General features: G+C 56.8%; 16 protein-coding genes. 6 read left to right on the forward strand and 10 right to left on the reverse strand.

Annotation, left to right across the window (positions count from 1 at the left end; genetic code table 11):
* Positions 1 to 75: 75 nt before the first annotated feature.
* Positions 76 to 2,337 (reverse strand): 5-methyltetrahydropteroyltriglutamate--homocysteine S-methyltransferase, encoded by a 2,262-nt coding sequence (metE, locus tag SOM48_RS21445; RefSeq protein ID WP_288883077.1) that lies wholly within the window; start codon positions 2,335 to 2,337, stop codon positions 76 to 78.
* A gap of 234 nt (positions 2,338 to 2,571) precedes the next feature.
* On the opposite strand from metE, the gene metR reads away from it, so the two are divergent.
* Positions 2,572 to 3,525, forward strand: a complete 954-nt coding sequence (gene metR, locus SOM48_RS21450) for an HTH-type transcriptional regulator MetR (RefSeq protein ID WP_054803671.1) — start codon at positions 2,572 to 2,574, stop codon at positions 3,523 to 3,525.
* Here the strand turns inward: metR and SOM48_RS21455 are convergent.
* The 3 genes from SOM48_RS21455 to pldB all read right to left on the reverse strand — a co-directional run bounded on the left by SOM48_RS21455 (position 3,413) and on the right by pldB (position 6,235).
* The gene (locus SOM48_RS21455; protein WP_076770419.1) at positions 3,413 to 4,312 is read right to left on the reverse strand and encodes a carboxylate/amino acid/amine transporter; all 900 of its coding nucleotides are present in this window, start codon (positions 4,310 to 4,312) and stop codon (positions 3,413 to 3,415) included. The genes metR and SOM48_RS21455 overlap by 113 nt on opposite strands.
* A gap of 98 nt (positions 4,313 to 4,410) precedes the next feature.
* Positions 4,411 to 5,217, reverse strand: coding sequence for a sugar/pyridoxal phosphate phosphatase YigL (gene yigL, locus SOM48_RS21460; RefSeq protein WP_320512966.1), 807 nt, complete (start codon positions 5,215 to 5,217; stop codon positions 4,411 to 4,413).
* Positions 5,218 to 5,242: 25 nt separating this feature from the next.
* Positions 5,243 to 6,235, reverse strand: coding sequence for a lysophospholipase L2 (gene pldB, locus SOM48_RS21465; protein ID WP_023479539.1), 993 nt, complete (start codon positions 6,233 to 6,235; stop codon positions 5,243 to 5,245).
* A gap of 109 nt (positions 6,236 to 6,344) precedes the next feature.
* On the opposite strand from pldB, the gene rhtB reads away from it, so the two are divergent.
* On the forward strand, positions 6,345 to 6,965 hold the full coding sequence (gene rhtB / locus SOM48_RS21470) for a homoserine/homoserine lactone efflux protein (RefSeq protein WP_042714313.1): 621 nt from the start codon (positions 6,345 to 6,347) through the stop codon (positions 6,963 to 6,965).
* Positions 6,966 to 7,128: 163 nt separating this feature from the next.
* On the opposite strand, the gene rhtC is transcribed toward rhtB, so the two are convergent.
* From rhtC to pldA, 3 genes are all read right to left on the reverse strand, one after another.
* Positions 7,129 to 7,749: a threonine export protein RhtC gene (gene rhtC / locus SOM48_RS21475; protein ID WP_023479561.1), complete on the reverse strand. Its 621-nt coding sequence runs from the start codon at positions 7,747 to 7,749 to the stop codon at positions 7,129 to 7,131.
* Between the two features lie 60 nt (positions 7,750 to 7,809).
* On the reverse strand, positions 7,810 to 9,636 hold the full coding sequence (recQ, locus tag SOM48_RS21480; RefSeq protein ID WP_042714310.1) for an ATP-dependent DNA helicase RecQ: 1,827 nt from the start codon (positions 9,634 to 9,636) through the stop codon (positions 7,810 to 7,812).
* 68 nt (positions 9,637 to 9,704) lie between these two features.
* On the reverse strand, positions 9,705 to 10,574 hold the full coding sequence (gene pldA, locus SOM48_RS21485) for a phospholipase A (protein ID WP_139567409.1): 870 nt from the start codon (positions 10,572 to 10,574) through the stop codon (positions 9,705 to 9,707).
* A gap of 159 nt (positions 10,575 to 10,733) precedes the next feature.
* Here pldA and yigI point away from each other — a divergent pair, with 159 nt between their 5' ends.
* The 4 genes from yigI (at position 10,734) to SOM48_RS21505 (ending at position 13,112) form a co-directional block, all read left to right on the forward strand.
* Positions 10,734 to 11,201: an acyl-CoA thioesterase YigI gene (yigI, locus tag SOM48_RS21490; protein ID WP_023479602.1), complete on the forward strand. Its 468-nt coding sequence runs from the start codon at positions 10,734 to 10,736 to the stop codon at positions 11,199 to 11,201.
* Positions 11,202 to 11,256: 55 nt separating this feature from the next.
* On the forward strand, positions 11,257 to 12,153 hold the full coding sequence (gene rarD, locus SOM48_RS21495; RefSeq protein WP_023479586.1) for an EamA family transporter RarD: 897 nt from the start codon (positions 11,257 to 11,259) through the stop codon (positions 12,151 to 12,153).
* A gap of 148 nt (positions 12,154 to 12,301) precedes the next feature.
* Positions 12,302 to 12,688 (forward strand): hypothetical protein, encoded by a 387-nt coding sequence (locus SOM48_RS21500; RefSeq protein WP_320512967.1) that lies wholly within the window; start codon positions 12,302 to 12,304, stop codon positions 12,686 to 12,688.
* A gap of 31 nt (positions 12,689 to 12,719) precedes the next feature.
* Complete coding sequence (locus tag SOM48_RS21505; RefSeq protein WP_139567411.1) at positions 12,720 to 13,112, forward strand: DUF2628 domain-containing protein; 393 nt, start codon at positions 12,720 to 12,722, stop codon at positions 13,110 to 13,112.
* Positions 13,113 to 13,153: 41 nt separating this feature from the next.
* Here SOM48_RS21505 and corA read toward each other — a convergent pair whose 3' ends face one another.
* The 3 genes from corA to uvrD form a co-directional block, all read right to left on the reverse strand.
* The gene (gene corA / locus SOM48_RS21510) at positions 13,154 to 14,104 is read right to left on the reverse strand and encodes a magnesium/cobalt transporter CorA (protein WP_076770422.1); all 951 of its coding nucleotides are present in this window, start codon (positions 14,102 to 14,104) and stop codon (positions 13,154 to 13,156) included.
* Positions 14,105 to 14,256: 152 nt separating this feature from the next.
* A complete protein-coding gene (gene ysgD / locus SOM48_RS22730; RefSeq protein WP_353656052.1) occupies positions 14,257 to 14,313 on the reverse strand; it encodes a YsgD/CorL family protein in 57 nt (18 codons plus the stop codon).
* Between the two features lie 148 nt (positions 14,314 to 14,461).
* Positions 14,462 to 16,624 carry a DNA helicase II gene (gene uvrD, locus SOM48_RS21515; RefSeq protein ID WP_042714303.1) on the reverse strand — a complete coding sequence of 721 codons (2,163 nt, stop codon included), beginning with the start codon at positions 16,622 to 16,624 and terminating at the stop codon, positions 14,462 to 14,464.
* Positions 16,625 to 16,701 lie beyond the last annotated feature (77 nt).

The raw sequence follows: 16,701 nt of genomic DNA on the forward strand, positions 1-16,701 counted from the left end.
ATGTTACGAAGGCGGGATGAGATGCGCTAAGACAATGACGCGCCGCCGTTTTTAACAGCGGCGCGGTAAGGCTGATTACTGCTGACGCAGGTTCTGCGCGGCTTTCACCATGTTCGCCAGCGCGCTGCGCGTTTCCGGCCAGCCGCGGGTTTTCAGGCCGCAATCCGGGTTGACCCACAGACGCTCTGCCGGGATACGCTGCGCGGCTTTCTGCAACAGCTCCTCGATCCACTCAACGCTCGGGACGTTTGGTGAGTGAATGTCATACACGCCCGGCCCGATTTCGTTCGGGTATTCGAACTCTTCGAAGGACTCCAGCAGCTCCATGTCGGAACGGGAGGTTTCGATGGTAATAACATCGGCGTCCAGCGCGGCGATAGAGTCCATGATGTCGTTGAACTCGCAGTAACACATGTGGGTGTGGATCTGCGTCTCATCTTTCGCTACCGCGGCGTTAAGGCGGAAGGCTTCAACACCCCATTGCAGATAGGCATCCCAGTCGCTGCGACGCAGCGGTAACCCTTCGCGCAGGGCAGGCTCATCAATCTGAATGATGCCGATACCGGCAGCTTCCAGATCCGCCACTTCATCACGCAGCGCCAGCGCAATCTGTTTGGCGATGGTTTCGCGGCTGACATCTTCACGCGGGAAGGACCAGCAGAGGATCGTCACCGGGCCGGTAAGCATCCCTTTGACCGGTTTATCGGTCAGTGACTGGGCATATTTCGCCCACTCAACGGTGATCGGCTGCGGACGGCTGACATCACCGATGACCACCGGCGGTTTCACGCAGCGGGAACCGTAGCTCTGCACCCAGCCATTTTGTGTAAAGACGAAGCCGTCGAGGTTTTCACCGAAGTACTCGACCATGTCGTTACGCTCGGCTTCGCCATGCACCAGCACGTCCAGCCCCAGGCGCTCCTGCTCGGCAATCGCTTGTTTGATATGTTCCGCGATACCGGTGCGGTAGTTGCTGGCGTCGAGGTTGCCCTTTTTAAAGTCCAGACGCAGACCACGAATTTCAGTGGTTTGCGGGAAGGAGCCGATAGTGGTGGTCGGCCAGGCTGGCAGATTAAAGCGTGCGCGCTGCGCCTGAGCGCGTTCGGCGTAGGGGCTTTGACGCTGGCTGTCCTGCGCGGTGATAGCCGCCAGGCGTTTCGCAACGGCGGTGTTATGCACGCGGGTTGAGTGGCGACGCGCCTGAATCGGGGCGCTCCACTCCGCCAGCTTGTCGGTATTGCCGCTGTTGAGCGCATCGCGCAGCAGCGCCAGCTCCTGGCATTTTTGCAGGGCGAAGGCGAACCAGCTTTTCACCTCTTCATCGAGGCGGGTTTCTACGCTCAGGTCGATCGGGCTGTGCAGCAGCGAGCAGGAGGAGGCAACCCACAGCGGACGTTTACCGACCACCTCTTTGATTTGTGCGTATTTCTCAGTGAGATCGGCGCGCCAGACGTTACGGCCATTAATCAGCCCGGCGGAGAGCAGCCAGTCGGCAGGCAGGCGCTGATGCAGTTCCGCAACGTTGTCTTTGCCGTGAACCAGATCAACATGCAGGCCCTGCACCGGCAGCGCGGTAATGGTATCGAGGTTCGGCGTAACGCCTTCAAAATAGGTGGTCAGCAGCAGTTTGACCTGGCCGCTCAGCGCGTCGTAAGCCGGTTTAAAGGCATCAAGCCAGGCTTGCGGCAGCTCCAGCACCAGCGCAGGCTCGTCAATTTGCACCCACTCGACGCCGCGTTTCGCCAGCTCAGCCAGCACCTGCTGGTAGACAGGCAGAATATCGTTCAGCAGGCTCAGGCGGTCGAACTGCTCGCCTTTGACTTTACCCAGCCACAGGTAGGTGACCGGGCCAAGCAGTACCGGCTTGACGTTGTGGCCGAGCGCCAGCGCTTCGTCTACTTCGTCCAGCAGCTGGGTCCAGGTGAGTTTGAACTGCTGGCCCTGGGTGAATTCCGGCACCATGTAGTGATAGTTGGTGTTAAACCATTTGGTCATTTCCGCTGCCGCCGCCGGTTCGCCGGTCGGCGCACGACCACGACCAATGCGGAACAGGGTATCAATATCGACAGAGCCGTCTTTGTTCTGATGACGAGCCGGCACATTGCCAAGCAGCAGGCTGGTGGTCAGAACATGGTCGTACCAGGCGAAGTCGCCGACCGGCAGCAGATCGACACCCGCTTCTTTCTGCTGATCCCAGTGACGAGCGCGCAGCTCGCGGCCCACCGCCAGTAACTCTTCACGGCTGGCGTTGCCGGCCCAGTAGCTCTCTTGCGCTTTCTTCAGCTCGCGACGCAGACCAACACGAGGAAAACCGAGGGTGTGGTTGATTACTGTCATTTTATTAGCCTCTTCAATTAGTTAATCCAAAGGATTTCGGATTAAGGGAAGGCGGCAAGTTCATGAATCCCCGGGAGCTTACTGAAGTAAGTGACCGGGGTGAATGAGCGCAGCCAACGCACCGTTAATTCGAAAGACGCAGGATTTGGACGTCCAGATGTTTACACATCCATAATGTGAAGGTAGTGTGTATTCCTCAAGCGCAAAATATTCATGCCGGAGTGAAAGAGTTTCATGATCGAGATTAAGCACCTGAAAACGCTGCAAGCGTTACGAAATAGCGGATCGCTGGCTGCCGCTGCGGCAACGCTGCACCAGACGCAATCCGCCCTTTCCCATCAGTTCAGCGATCTGGAACAGCGCCTCGGTTTTCGTCTGTTTGTGCGTAAAAGCCAGCCGCTGCGTTTTACGCCGCAGGGGGAAATTTTGCTGCAATTGGCCAATCAGGTGCTGCCGCAGATTAGCCGCGCGCTGCAAGCCTGCAATGAGCCGCAGCAAACCACCTTACGCATCGCCATTGAGTGCCATAGCTGTATTCAGTGGTTGACCCCCGCGCTTGAGAATTTCCGCCAGAGCTGGCCGCAGGTGGAGATGGATTTCAAATCTGGCGTTACCTTCGATCCGCAGCCCGCTTTGCAACAGGGCGAGCTGGATGTGGTGCTCACCTCCGACATTCTGCCGCGCAGCGGCCTGCACTATTCGCCGATGTTTGATTTTGAAGTGCGACTGGTGCTGGCGCCGGATCATCCGCTGGCAGCAGTGGCGCATATCACGCCGGAAGATATCGCCAGTGAAACGCTGCTCATCTATCCGGTGCAGCGCAGCCGGCTTGATATCTGGCGGCACTTTCTGCAACCGGCAGGCGTCAGCCCGTCGCTGAAAAGCGTCGATAACACGCTGCTGCTGATTCAGATGGTCTCCGCACGCATGGGGATTGCGGCGCTGCCGCACTGGGTGGTGGAGAGTTTTGAGCGCCAGGGTCTGATTGTGACCAAAACCCTCGGCGAGGGATTGTGGAGCCGGCTGTACGCCGCGGTGCGCGACGGCGAGCAGCGTCAGCCGGTAACAGAAGCGTTTATTCGCTCAGCGCGGAATCACGCCTGCGATCATCTGCCGTTTGTGCGGAGCGCGGAGCGACCCAACGGCGATGTACCCATAGCGAAGCCATTATCACCGCACCACCAATAATAAAGCTGGGCCAGTGCGGCTGCTGCTGCCAGATGGCAAGATTGACCAGCAGCCCCGCAGGAACATGCACATTGTTCATGATGCCGAGCGTGCCCGCATCCACCTGCGTCGCACCGTAGTTCCACATAAAGTAACCGAGCCCGGACGCCACGACGCCCAGCCACACCAGCACGCCCCACTGCAACGTGGTGGTGGGTAATTTCTGCGGGTTGCCCATTATCAGCCACGCTACTGCTGCCACCACAAACGCGCCAAGATAGAACCAGGCAAAGGCGTTGTGCTGCGGCATCGGTCGCGTCTCCATCAGGCGCTTATACCCCACCATGCCAATCGCAAAACTGATGTTCGCCAGTTGCACGAGGATCAGCCCCGTCCAGAAGTGATCGCTCACTTTGTCATAGCGGATGATCGCCGCGCCAATCACCGCCAGCCCGGCGCTCAGAAGATAGCTCCAGCGCAACCTGCGTTTGCTCAGCAGGTCGTAAATCAGCGTGATATAGAGCGGGGTGAACACGGTGAAGAGCAGGAATTCGGAGACCGTTAAGTAGAGATAGGCCTGGAAGCCGAACAGATACATGATGCCCAGCTGCAGCGCGCCCACCAGCATATACAAGCTGATGGTTTGCAGGTTATGGCCGCGTGTGCGCAGGAAGGGTAAAAAGACCAGTGCCGCCAGCCCGACACGCATCAGCACCGAAAAGTAGCTGTCGACATGCCCGGCAAGGTATTCGCCAATCAGGCTAAACGAGAAGGCCCACAGAATGGTGGTGATGATCAGTAACGCCACAATGAATGTCTCTCAAGTGAAAGGACACGCATTGTAGCGAACTCAGGTGTACAAAGTTTGACTATTTAGTTGACGTCTGTTTGTTTTGCGAACAGTTGTCAATCTTCGCCAAGGTAGAGCTTGCGCAGGTATTTCGGCACGGCGTTATCGGCGTTGGTGCCAATCACTTCCAGCTCCGGATGGAGCTGTTTCAGGCGCTGGTGGGCGTTCGCCATAATGCAGCCTTTACCCGCCATCGACAGCATTTCGGCATCGTTCATACCGTCGCCGAAGGCGATGCAGTTTTTCAGGCTGTAGCCCAGCGCGTGCGAGACCGCTTCCAGCGCATGGCCTTTCGATACGCCGCCCGCCATCACTTCCAGGCAGGTCAAAGTGGAGAAGCTGACGTTGACGCGGTCACCCCAGCGGGCGTTGATCGCCTGCTCCAGCGGCAGCAGTTTTTCGTGGTTGTCACAGGAGAAGAAGACTTTGCTGACGCCCTCCGGCTCCAGTAAACCCGGCTCGTAGAGCGCGTATTTGAACACCGCCTCTTTGAAGAAGCGCATCTCATCCGGACGGTGGCGGTTCATAAACCACTCATCGTCGCGGTAGACGTTGGTGATGATCTCCGGCTCGTTATGCATCATGCCGAAGAGATCGGCGGCGATACCGCGGTCGAGGTTATGGGTGAAGACCAAGTTTCCGTCGGTATCGTGCACGCGCGCGCCGTTGGAGGTGATCATGTAGGCTTTGATATCTAAATTATCGCGGATCTGCCCGACATCAACGTGATGGCGGCCGGTGGCGAAGACAAAGTTCACACCGCGCGCGGTCAGCAGTTTTAAGGTCTCTTTGGCGAAAGGCGACAGTGTGTGGTCGGGAGAGAGCAGCGTACCGTCTAAATCAGAGGCAACAACCTGGTACATAAGAAAATTTAACCTCAATAAATCATCAGTTATGTCGATCGAAAAAATCGACGATGGCGTTGAGCGCGACTGAGCGCATGGCGTCCTTTTCAAAAAGGATCTCATGGTACGCGCCTTCGATGACCAGCGGTTTACCCCCTTCGCAGGGGTGACCGGCGGCGGCGCGGCGTTCGCAGAAGCGCTGATGCATGCGGTTATCAACCACATGCTCCTCTTCTGCCTGAATCAGTAATGTCGGCGTGGCATCTTTTTCCACCCCTGCCAGCGCCTGTTCGCCAGCGAGAATGCCTTCGCGTACCCAGTGCCAGGTTGGGCCGCCGACGCGCAGGGTCGGTTCATCGGCGTAGAAACGAACGTTACGGCGGTAGCGCTCGCGGCTGTGGGTCAGCACGTTGATGGCGAAGGGCAGCGGACGCCAGCTGCCAGTACCGATGGCGTAACCGTCGCGGATGCTCGGGTAGCTCTCTGCCCACTCCAGCAGCGGACGCACCACCCAATCCGGCAGGTGAATAACAATGCCGAACATCGGCGCGCAGAGCGCGATGGCGTCGCAGGCGTGCGGGTAGCGCTGTAAAAAGAGCGTTGAGATCGCGCCGCCCATTGAGTGCGCCAGAATATAACGTTTGCGCCACGGGCCGCTGGCAACTTCCTGCTCCCAAAAGGCGGCTAAATCCTCGACATAGTCGCTAAATTTCACCACATGGCCGCGATGCGCATCGGGCAGCATACGCCCGGAACGCCCCTGGCCGCGATGATCGATAATCAGCACGTCGTAACCGAGGTGGAACAGGTCATAGGCCAGTTCGGCATACTTTACGTAGCTTTCGATACGGCCAGGGCAGATCACGATCACCCGATCGTTACTCTGCGCGCGAAAACGAACAAAACTGACCGGCACGTCGTCCACGCCGGTAAACACGTCCTCTTCACGCGATCGCCAGAAGTCCATTAACGGACCCATGGTGAATGCGGCGAACGCTTTTTCTCTGCTTTCCCACGCCTTTTTTTGCCGAAACATCGGGATTTTGCCCCTTTTAGCCATGTAAAATCGTTTTTTTGTGACCAATAGCAAATTCCACAGACAATGGCGTATTGTGGCATAAAAACCGACAACCAGGGAATTTCTCATGACCTTCGAGTGGTGGTTCGCCTACCTGCTGACATCGTTAATTTTAAGCCTCTCCCCCGGCTCCGGGGCGATCAACACCATGACCACTTCAATTAGCCACGGCTATCGCGGCGCGGCGGCCTCAATTGCCGGTTTGCAGACCGGGCTGGGGATCCATATCGTGCTGGTCGGTATCGGGCTGGGCACGCTCTTCTCCCGCTCGGTGCTGGCGTTTGAGGTGTTGAAGTGGGCGGGCGCAGCCTATCTGGTGTGGCTCGGTATTCAGCAGTGGCGCGCCGCAGGCGCGCTCGATCTCCATACCCTGGCGCAGACGCAATCACGCGGGCGGCTGTTTAAACGCGCGGTGTTTGTGAACCTCACCAACCCGAAGAGCATCGTGTTTCTTGCCGCCCTCTTCCCGCAGTTTATCGCGCCCAATCAGCCGCAGGTGATGCAGTATGTTGTGCTTGGTGCGACAACAATCGTGGTCGATATCATTGTGATGATTGGTTATGCCACGCTGGCGCGGCGCATTGCGGGATGGATCAAAGGCCCGCATCAGATGAAGGCATTGAATAAAGTGTTCGGATCGCTGTTTGTGCTGGTGGGGGCGTTGTTGGCGTCAGCAAGGCACGCGTGAGTGCGGTCTGTTTGCCGGATGGCGGCTGCGCCTTATCCGGCCTACGCAAAACCAGGCGGTGACCTTTGTAGACCGGATAAGCGTAAGCGCCATCCGGCATATGCAAAATCAGGTAGTGACCTTTGTAGGCCGGATAAGCGCAAGCGCCATCCGGCAATTCGCATCAGCGGGAGATAATCAGATGGATGCCGAACCCGGCGAAGAGCGCACCGGCGACGCCATCGATCCACTTCGCCATTCGCTGATAGCCACGACGCACGCGCGGTAACGCAAAGACGCTGGCGACCAGCGTAAACCAGGCGAAGGTCTCTACCACAATCAGCACAAAGATGCCCCAGCGCGCGTTAGCGCCGACGCTGTCGCCAACAAACAGTGAGAAGACCGATCCGAAGTAGATAATCGCTTTCGGGTTTGCGAGGTTGGTCAGCAAGCCTTTCACAAAGCTGCGGCCGCCCGCCGCCAGCTCGACCTGCGGCGCATCGCTGTTCGCCGTCTCTTTCTTCAGCGCGCCGCGCAGCATCTGGAAGCCCATCCAGCAGAGATAGAGCCCGCCGCCGACCATAATGATGCTATGCAGCCAGGCCATTTTCGCGAGGATCAGATTGAGGCCAAGTAGCGCGACCGCTGCCCACACCATCACACCTGCGGTGATGCCGAGCACGCCCAGCATCGCCTCTTTGCGCGAGCGGCTAACGGCAGTTTGAGAAACAAAGAAGAAATCGGGACCGGGGCTCATCAGCGCAATGAAGTGCACTGTCATGACGGAGAGAAAGAGCGTTAACATAGCGAACTCGCGAGAAAAGATTCAGTGAAGGGCTATCCTGACACTTTTCCCGCAGGCTGACTACTCTTCATCACCGTCGACATGGGCGCGGATCAGCGCCATAAACTCCTGGCCAAAACGCTCCAGTTTGCGCGTGCCGACGCCGTTGACGCTCAGCATGTCGCCCGGCGAAAGCGGCATCTGCTCCGCCATCTCAATCAGCGTGGCATCGTTAAACACCACATACGGGGGGATGTTCTCTTCGTCGGCGATCGCTTTACGCAGCTTACGCAGCTTGGCGAACAGCTTGCGATCGTAATTGCCGACCGCCGCCTTCTGCATCACTTTCGGCTTCAGCGTCACCATACGCGGCACCGCCAGCATCAGCGGCACTTCACCGCGCAGAACCGGACGCGCCGCTTCCGTGAGTTGCAGCGCCGAGTGCTGGGCGATATTTTGCATAGCGAAGCCTAAGTGGATCAGCTGGCGAATCACGCTTACCCAGTGTTCGTGGCTCTGCTCGCGCCCGATGCCGTAGACTGGCAGCTTGTCATGGCCCATCTCGCGGATACGCTGGTTATTCGCGCCGCGCAGCACCTCAACCACATAACCCATGCCGAAGCGCTGGTTCACGCGATAGATGGCGGAGAGCGCTTTCTGCGCGTCCTGCAAACCGTCGTACTGGCGTGGTGGGTCGAGGCAGATATCGCAGTTGCCGCACGGCGCGTGGCGCCCTTCGCCAAAGTAGTTGAGCAGCACCAGGCGACGGCAGGTTTGCGCTTCAGCAAAGGCGCCCATCGCATTGAGCTTGTGACGTTCGATATCCTGCAACGGCCCGGCGGGCTTCTCCTCCAGGCAGCGGCGCAGCCAGGCCATATCTGCCGGATCGTAAAACAGCATCGCTTCTGCGGGCAGGCCATCGCGCCCGGCGCGACCGGTCTCCTGGTAGTAGGATTCGATATTGCGCGGAATGTCGAAGTGCACCACAAAGCGGACGTTGGGTTTGTTAATACCCATGCCGAAGGCGACGGTAGCGACCACAATTTGCAGGTCATCGCGCTGGAACTGCTCCTGCACCCGCGCGCGAACCTCGTTCTCCAGCCCGGCGTGATAAGGCGCGGCGCTGAAGCCACGACCCTGTAAGCGCGCAGCGGTATCTTCCACTTTCGCCCGGCTGTTGCAGTAAATGATGCCGCATTTGCCCCGCTGCTCCTGCACATAGCGCAGTAACTGGTCGAGAGGCTTAAACTTCTCCATCAGCATGTAGCGGATGTTTGGGCGGTCGAAACTGCTGACCTGAATCAGCGGATCGTTAAGGCTGAGCAGACGCTCAATATCGCGGCGCGTGGTGTCATCAGCGGTCGCGGTAAGTGCCATAAAAGGCACGTTAGGAAGCATATGGCGCAGCTGGCCGAGCGCGGCGTATTCCGGGCGGAAATCGTGTCCCCACTGGGAGATACAGTGCGCTTCGTCGACGGCGATAAGCACCGTGTTCCATTGGCGCAGCTGGTCAAGGAAGTTGTCGAGCATCAGGCGTTCAGGCGCGATATAGAGCAGACGGATCTGCCCGTTGCGACAGCCGTTTACCACCTCAAGCTGCTGCTCGCGGCTCTGGGACGAGTTGAGACAGGCCGCTGCCACGCCGTTGGCGAGCAGTTGGTCGACCTGATCTTTCATCAGCGAGATAAGCGGCGAGACCACGACTGTCAGCCCTTCCAGCACCAGCGCCGGAATTTGGTAGCAGAGCGATTTGCCGCCGCCGGTCGGCATCACCACCAGGCAGTCGCGACCGCCAAGCACGGTGTCGATAATATCCTGCTGGCCAGGGCGGAACTGCTGGTAGCCAAAGGTCTCTTGTAAAACCTGTTTAGCCAGCGATTCCTGATTCAATACTTCCGCCTGCGCCACATTGACCCCATTTGCCTGAAATAAAAACAGGCGCTATTTTCAGCGCCTGTGACTGAAACTGCAATGCCTTAAAACAGATCGTTGAGCATCACGCCCACGCCGAAGCGGGTCTGATTGAAATTATAATCAATCAGCGATTCGCCATAGCCGCTGTAAACCTGAGTATAGAGGCGAACGTGTTTGGTCACCGGGTAGCTGAGGCCGATTTCTGCGCCGCCGTAGCCGGTATTCCAGTTGTACTGCCCTTTCGCGCTGAGGATCGCATCACCAATTTCGTAACCGATTTTCAGCTGGTAGTAACCCATATATTTGGTGATATCCGGGTTGTCGTCCGTGGAGCCTACGACATACCAGGGCTTCACTTCCACCATCCAGTTACCGTTTTGCGCCATCAAGCGGGTGTAAGCACGGTTCCAGCTGCGCGAAGTGGGATCGGAGCGGCCGTTGGAGTCATGGTTGAAACCAACCTCCACGTCACGCAGCGTCCAGCCGGCAAACCGGTAATCCGTGGCGAAACCGAGGAACAGCTGCGGTTCATAGTTGGTTTCACGGAAGGGAGAAGACTCGCCGCTGTTGGAGAGCTGCCACCAGGATTTTTGCGTATAGGAGCCGCCTAATACTGAGTTTGGCCCGAGAATGCCGCGCCAGAAGGGGAAGGCCAGGCTTATCTGGAACTTCACTTCATCTTTACGCGCGTTGTCAGCCCAGTTGTAGGAGCGGATCGCTTCCTTATTCAGATCGCTGGTATCGGTATAAAGCACATAGTTGGATTCATACGGATAGAGCGTGAACGGATTATCGTGGTCCTGCAACATATTGGCGATGATGCTACCGCGCACGACGGGCGCATCATGGACTTCTTTGATGGTTGCTTCTTGTGCGAGTGCCATAAACGGCAGTGCCAGCACTGCGAAAATATACCCCGGCCAGGTGCGCATCGGTTTAAGCTCCGAATTATTGTTGAGTTAGTTAATAGTCTTATCCGCACGTATTCTACATATTTCTTGCGTCACTGCTCGTCTATCGCTCTTAAAGTAGTAATCAACAAACATTGAGCATAAAATTAACACTCCATTAACTCATCGGATCAGATTGATATGTCAGCCGTTCTTACCGCCGATCAAGCCCTGCAAATGGTGGGCGAGATTTTTGTCTATCACATGCCCTACAACCGTGCGTTAGGCCTGGAGCTGGGGCGCTATGAAAAAGCGTTCGCAGAACTGCATTTCAATAACCAGCCGATGATGGTCGGTAACTGGGCGCAGAGCATTCTCCACGGCGGAGTGATTGCCTCCGCGCTGGATGTCGCCGCCGGGCTGGTGTGCGTCGGCAGCACCCTCACCCGCCATGAAACCATCAGCGAAGAGGAGCTTCGCCAGCGCCTGGCGCGGATGGGAACGATTGATTTGCGTGTCGATTATCTGCGTCCAGGCCGCGGTACGCGCTTTACCGCCAGCAGCAGTTTGCTGCGCGCGGGTAATAAGGTCGCCGTTGCACGCGTGGAACTGCATAACGAGGAGCAGGTGCATATCGCCAGCGCAACCGCTACCTATATGGTGGGGTGAGCAGGCCTGCGAAATCGGGTACCATGCGGTTACATTTTCGCAACGAGTCTTTCTGATGGATGCAAAGCAGACGCGGCTTGGCGTATTACTTGCGCTCGCCGCTTATTTTATCTGGGGCATCGCGCCCGCCTACTTCAAAGTGATTTGGTATGTTCCCGCCGATGAGATCCTGACTCACCGCGTCATCTGGTCCTTCTTTTTTATGCTGGCGCTGATAAGCGTAAGCCGCCAGTGGAAGAGCGTGAAAGCGCTGCTGCAAACGCCGAAAAAGATTTTGCTGCTGGCAGTCTCGGCGGTGCTGGTGGGCGGTAACTGGCTGCTGTTTATCTGGGCGGTCAACCATAACCATATGCTGGAAGCGAGCCTCGGCTACTTTATTAACCCGCTGGTGAATATCCTGCTGGGGATGCTTTTCCTGGGCGAGCGTTTCCGCCGCATGCAGTGGCTGGCGGTGATCCTTGCTGCGCTGGGCGTGCTGGTGCAGCTCTGGACCTTTGGCTCGCTGCCAGTGATTGCCCTCGGCCTCGCCTTTAGCTTCGCCTTCTACGGCCTGCTGCGAAAGAAAATCGCCGTTGAGGCGCAAACCGGCATGCTGATAGAGACCTTATGGTTACTGCCAGTGGCCGCCATCTGGCTGTTCGGCATTACCGATAGCCCGACCAGCCATATGTCGCAAAACAGCCTGTCGCTCAATCTGCTGCTGATCGCAGCGGGCGTGGTGACCACCGTGCCGCTGCTCTGCTTTACCGGGGCGGCAACGCGTCTGCGCCTCTCAACGCTCGGTTTCTTTCAGTACATCGGCCCGACGCTGATGTTCCTGCTGGCGGTGACCTTTTACGGTGAGCATCCCGGTGCGGATAAGATGGTGACCTTTGGCTTTATCTGGGTGGCGCTGGCGATTTTCGTAATGGATGCCCTTTATACCCAGCGCGCGTTGCGTAAAACACGCTAATTCCGCTTAGGGAACAAATCAGGCGGGCGGAATTGCCGCCCGCTACCTACAAATATTCGTGGGTTATTCGATCGTCGCGTCGCATATTAATCTACTGAATGGTATGTTCGCCGCTTTATTATTACGCTATTCAGGACGACCCGGAAAAATGATCCGCAGGATTTTTTGGCCAACAGGCAAGGCATGCCTCGCGCGTAAGCCCTATTTCCTTACTTTTATGCTTCTGCATATTGTTTTTTTAATTGCCATGGTTAGCGTGGCGCAGCTTCCCATACTGCCACTGCTCTGCCTGCTGGTTTACACGTGGGTGAAGATCAATATCAATGCGCAGCGCTGCCGGGATAGTGGATTAAAGGGGCGTTATGTCGTCATTTTGTCGATCCTGGTTTATCTCATTTCGCCAGTGGTCTCCGCGGCAGGTTTCGTGCTGGATGATGAATATCTGCTGCTCGGCGCTCAGATCTATATTTGGTTCGACGGCCTGGTATTTTTTATGTTTATGTTCGCGCCAACGGAAGTAAAAACAGCTAATTAGTTTAAAAGACAGGATTTTTCAGGAGAGGAAAATGAGTACTATCAACGACTATGACTACCAGAAAGATGAATCGCTGAGCGATACGTGGAAATATCGCTTCGCATTTTTTGAAAAAAATGGTTACCCCGGATTCTGGCGTCCTACTCCGGCGTGGAAACAAGCGTTTAAGCAGATGAAATTTGGGGAGAAAGTAACTGTTAACCAAAACTTCTACGCATTCTTCTTCGGCTGTATTTATCTCTTTATCCTGGGCCTGTGGAAAAAAGCGCTGACCTCTATTGGGCTGAACGTACTGGGATTATTAGTCGCCGCTCTTATAGGTTTCCCTTTCCTCTCCTTTATCGTACCCATGCTTATCATGATGCGAACGAATGTCTGGTATCACGAATATAAGGTTAAAGGCATCCAGACCTGGGGCCTGTAAAGAAAAAAGGTTCAGCACAGGCTGAACCTTTTTTTATCGCCTCAAAGCCAGTTGCGGCGTTTGAAGTAGAGGTAGGGAGCAAGGCCGGCGAGGATCATAAAGATAATCGCGCCGGGGTAGCCGAAGCTCCAGTGCAGCTCAGGCATAAACTCAAAGTTCATCCCATAGCTTGATGCCACCAGCGTTGGCGGCAAAAACACTACCGAAACGACCGAGAAGATCTTGATGATTCGGTTCTGCTCGATATTGATAAAACCCATCGCCGCCTGCATCAGGAAGTTCACTTTCTGGAACAGGGATTCGTTATGCGGCAGCAGCGATTCGATATCGCGCAGGATCTCGCGCGCCTGCTCAAGCTGACCCGCCGGTAAACGCGCTTTGCGCACCAGGAAGTTCAGCGCGCGCTGGGTATCCATCAGACACAACCGCACTTTCCAGCCAATATCTTCCTGCTCAGCAAGCGTTGAGAGCGCGTCGTCATACTCATCGCCCTGCTGCCCTTCCATAATGACGCGGCTGAGCTTTTCGAGATCGCTGTAGATGTTTTCAATCTCATCCGCCAGCTGTTCAATTTTGGTTTCGAAGAGATCGAGCAGCAGTTCGTAGGCGTTGCCGTCAACCATCTCCTGGCTGCGGGCGCGCATACGGTAGAGACGAAACGCGGGCAGTTCGCGTTCGCGCAGGGTAAAGAGACGCCCTTCGCGAATGGTGAATGCTACCGTTGAGTTGCCTGCGTGATCCTCTGCATCTTCATAAAAGAAGAAGGAGTGGATGTGCAGACCGTCTTCGTCTTCGAAAAAACGCGCCGAGGCTTCGATGTCTTCCAGTTCAGGTCGCGTAGCCAGATTCTGGCCCAATTCCGTTTGCACGCGGGTACGTTCATCATCGTCCGGCTCGACCAAATCAACCCAAACCGAGCTGGCGAGGTGTTTGATTTCGTCAGCCTCAAGACGGCTTAAACGATTGTTTTCCAGTTGAAATGCGCTCAGCATGGCCGGGACTCCCAATGCAAAAAATATCGGACAGTTCGCAGGGCACACAAGAAACAATTGGGGTTTCAGACCATTAAACAGTCTGACTCAGCGCGACGGGGATAAAGCGGGTCGCCGACAACCACTAAGGCCATCAGCGTGAGGAGAAAGCCTTAGGAGTTGTTCCTGAAATCCAGGAAATTGAGCCAGCATCTACTGGGTGTGTCCAAGGCGAATGTCCTCTTAGCGTGATCGTGCGCGCATGTTACGCCAGCACTCAGGAGGCGTCAACACGCAACGAAACGCTAAAGAGCAATATTTGCCCTTCAGCGTATAAGGCTAGCAGAATATTACAAAATGATGATATTTTTCTGAAGGTTACACAGTTTCAAGCTTCGCATAGGCGGCGACTAACCACTTAATACCCTGCCCCTGGAACGCCACCTGCAAGCGGCTGTGCTCGCCGCTACCTTCCATATTCACCACCGTGCCTTCGCCAAATTTGGCGTGGCGCACGCGCTGACCAAGCTTATAACCCGTATCGCTCTGCGCCACCGGCGTGCCCATCCGCTGATGGCTGACCGGGCGGCTGATGCTGGCGCGCAAACGCACCTCTTCAACGCACTCTTCCGGCAGCTCGCCGATAAAGCGCGAAGGACGGTGATAAACCTCTTTACCATACAGCCGACGCGTCTCCGCGTAGGTTAAGGTCAGTTTTTGCATCGCGCGCGTGACGCCGACATAGGCCAGACGGCGCTCCTCTTCCAGACGGCCGCCCTCGTCAAGGGACATCTGGCTCGGGAACATCCCCTCTTCCATGCCGACAATAAACACCTGCGGGAACTCAAGCCCCTTCGCCGAGTGCAAAGTCATCAACTGCACCGCGTCCTGCCAGGTGTCCGCCTGCCCTTCGCCCGCTTCCAGCGCCGCGTGAGAGAGGAACGCCTGCAGCGGCATTAAATCTTCATCCTCTTCGTTGTAGCTGAACTGTCGCGTTGCGGTGACCAGCTCCTCTAAGTTCTCAATTCGCGTCTGGCCTTTTTCCCCCTTCTCCTGCTCATACATCGCGCGCAGGCCGGAATCGCTGATCACCCGGTCGGTCTGCACATGCAGCGGCATATCCGCCGTCTCCTGCGCCAGCGCGTCGATTAGCTCAAGAAAACGCTGCAACGCGCCCGCCGCACGGCCCGCCAGCGCTTTCTCTTGCAGCAGCTCGCGGGTCGCCTGCCACAGCGTCAGCTGGCGCTCGCGGGAGGTCTGGCGAACGACGTCTAAAGTGCGATCGCCAATGCCACGCGTTGGCGTATTGACCACGCGCTCGTAAGCGGCATCATCGTTACGGTTAGCGATCAGGCGCAGATAAGCGAGCGCATCTTTAATCTCCTGACGTTCGAAGAAGCGCATGCCGCCATAGATGCGATAGGGCATGCTCGTCTGTAATAACGCCTCTTCCAGCACGCGCGACTGGGCGTTACTGCGATAGAGGATGGCGCACTGCGTCAGCTGGCCACCATTGTCCTGCCAGGCTTTGATGCGATTAACCACGAAGCGCGCTTCATCCAGCTCGTTAAACGCGCAGTAAAGGGAGATCGGCTCGCCGGCGGTCCCTTCGGTCCACAGCTTTTTCCCCAGACGCCCGTTGTTGTTCTCAATCAGGGCGTTGGCGGCGCTCAGAATATTGCTGGTGGAGCGGTAGTTCTGCTCAAGGCGAATGGTTTGCGCGCCGGGAAAATCGGTGAGGAAGCGCTGGATGTTCTCCACCTGCGCGCCGCGCCAGCCGTAGATCGACTGGTCATCGTCGCCGACAATCATCACCTTGCCGGTATCGCCCGCCAGCAGGCGGATCCACGCGTACTGAATGTTGTTAGTATCCTGGAACTCATCCACCAGGATATTGGTAAAGCGTTCGCGATAGTGCTGCAGAATATGCGGTTTGTTCAGCCACAGCTCGTGGGCGCGCAGCAGCAGCTCAGCAAAATCGACCAGCCCGGCGCGATCGCACGCCTCCTGATAGGCCTGGTAGACCTTCTGCCAGGTCTGCTCCACCGGATTGCCGAAGCTTTGGATATGGTGCGGGCGAATGCCCTCATCTTTTTGACCGTTGATGTAGTACATCGCCTGGCGCGCCGGCCACTGCTTCTCATCAAGGTTCATCGCTTTGATCAGGCGCTTGAGCAGGCGCAGCTGATCTTCGCTATCGAGGATCTGGAAATCCTGCGGCAGCTTCGCGTCCATATGGTGCGCGCGCAGCAGGCGGTGCGCCAGCCCGTGGAAGGTGCCGACCCACATGCCGCCCTGAGTGGTGCCCATCAACTGGCCGATACGGTGGCGCATCTCCGCCGCCGCTTTGTTGGTAAAGGTGACCGCCATAATCGAGAAGGGCGAGCAGTTCTCTACGGTGATCAGCCATGCGATACGGTGCACCAGCACGCGCGTCTTGCCGCTTCCCGCTCCCGCCAGCACCAGCATATTGCTGCGTGTCGCCGCTACGGCGTCGCGCTGTTTGTCATTGAGGCTGTCGAGCAGATAAGAAACGTCCATAGGTACCGTCGCGTAGTCATCAGGAATTGAACAAAACGCCGGTGGCGCTTCGCGTACCAGGGTCCGGTTTGCGTGGG

The sequence above is a fragment of the Kosakonia sp. CFBP8986 genome (genome assembly GCF_034044935.1).
In the GTDB taxonomy this organism is placed as follows: Bacteria; Pseudomonadota; Gammaproteobacteria; order Enterobacterales; family Enterobacteriaceae; genus Kosakonia; species Kosakonia cowanii.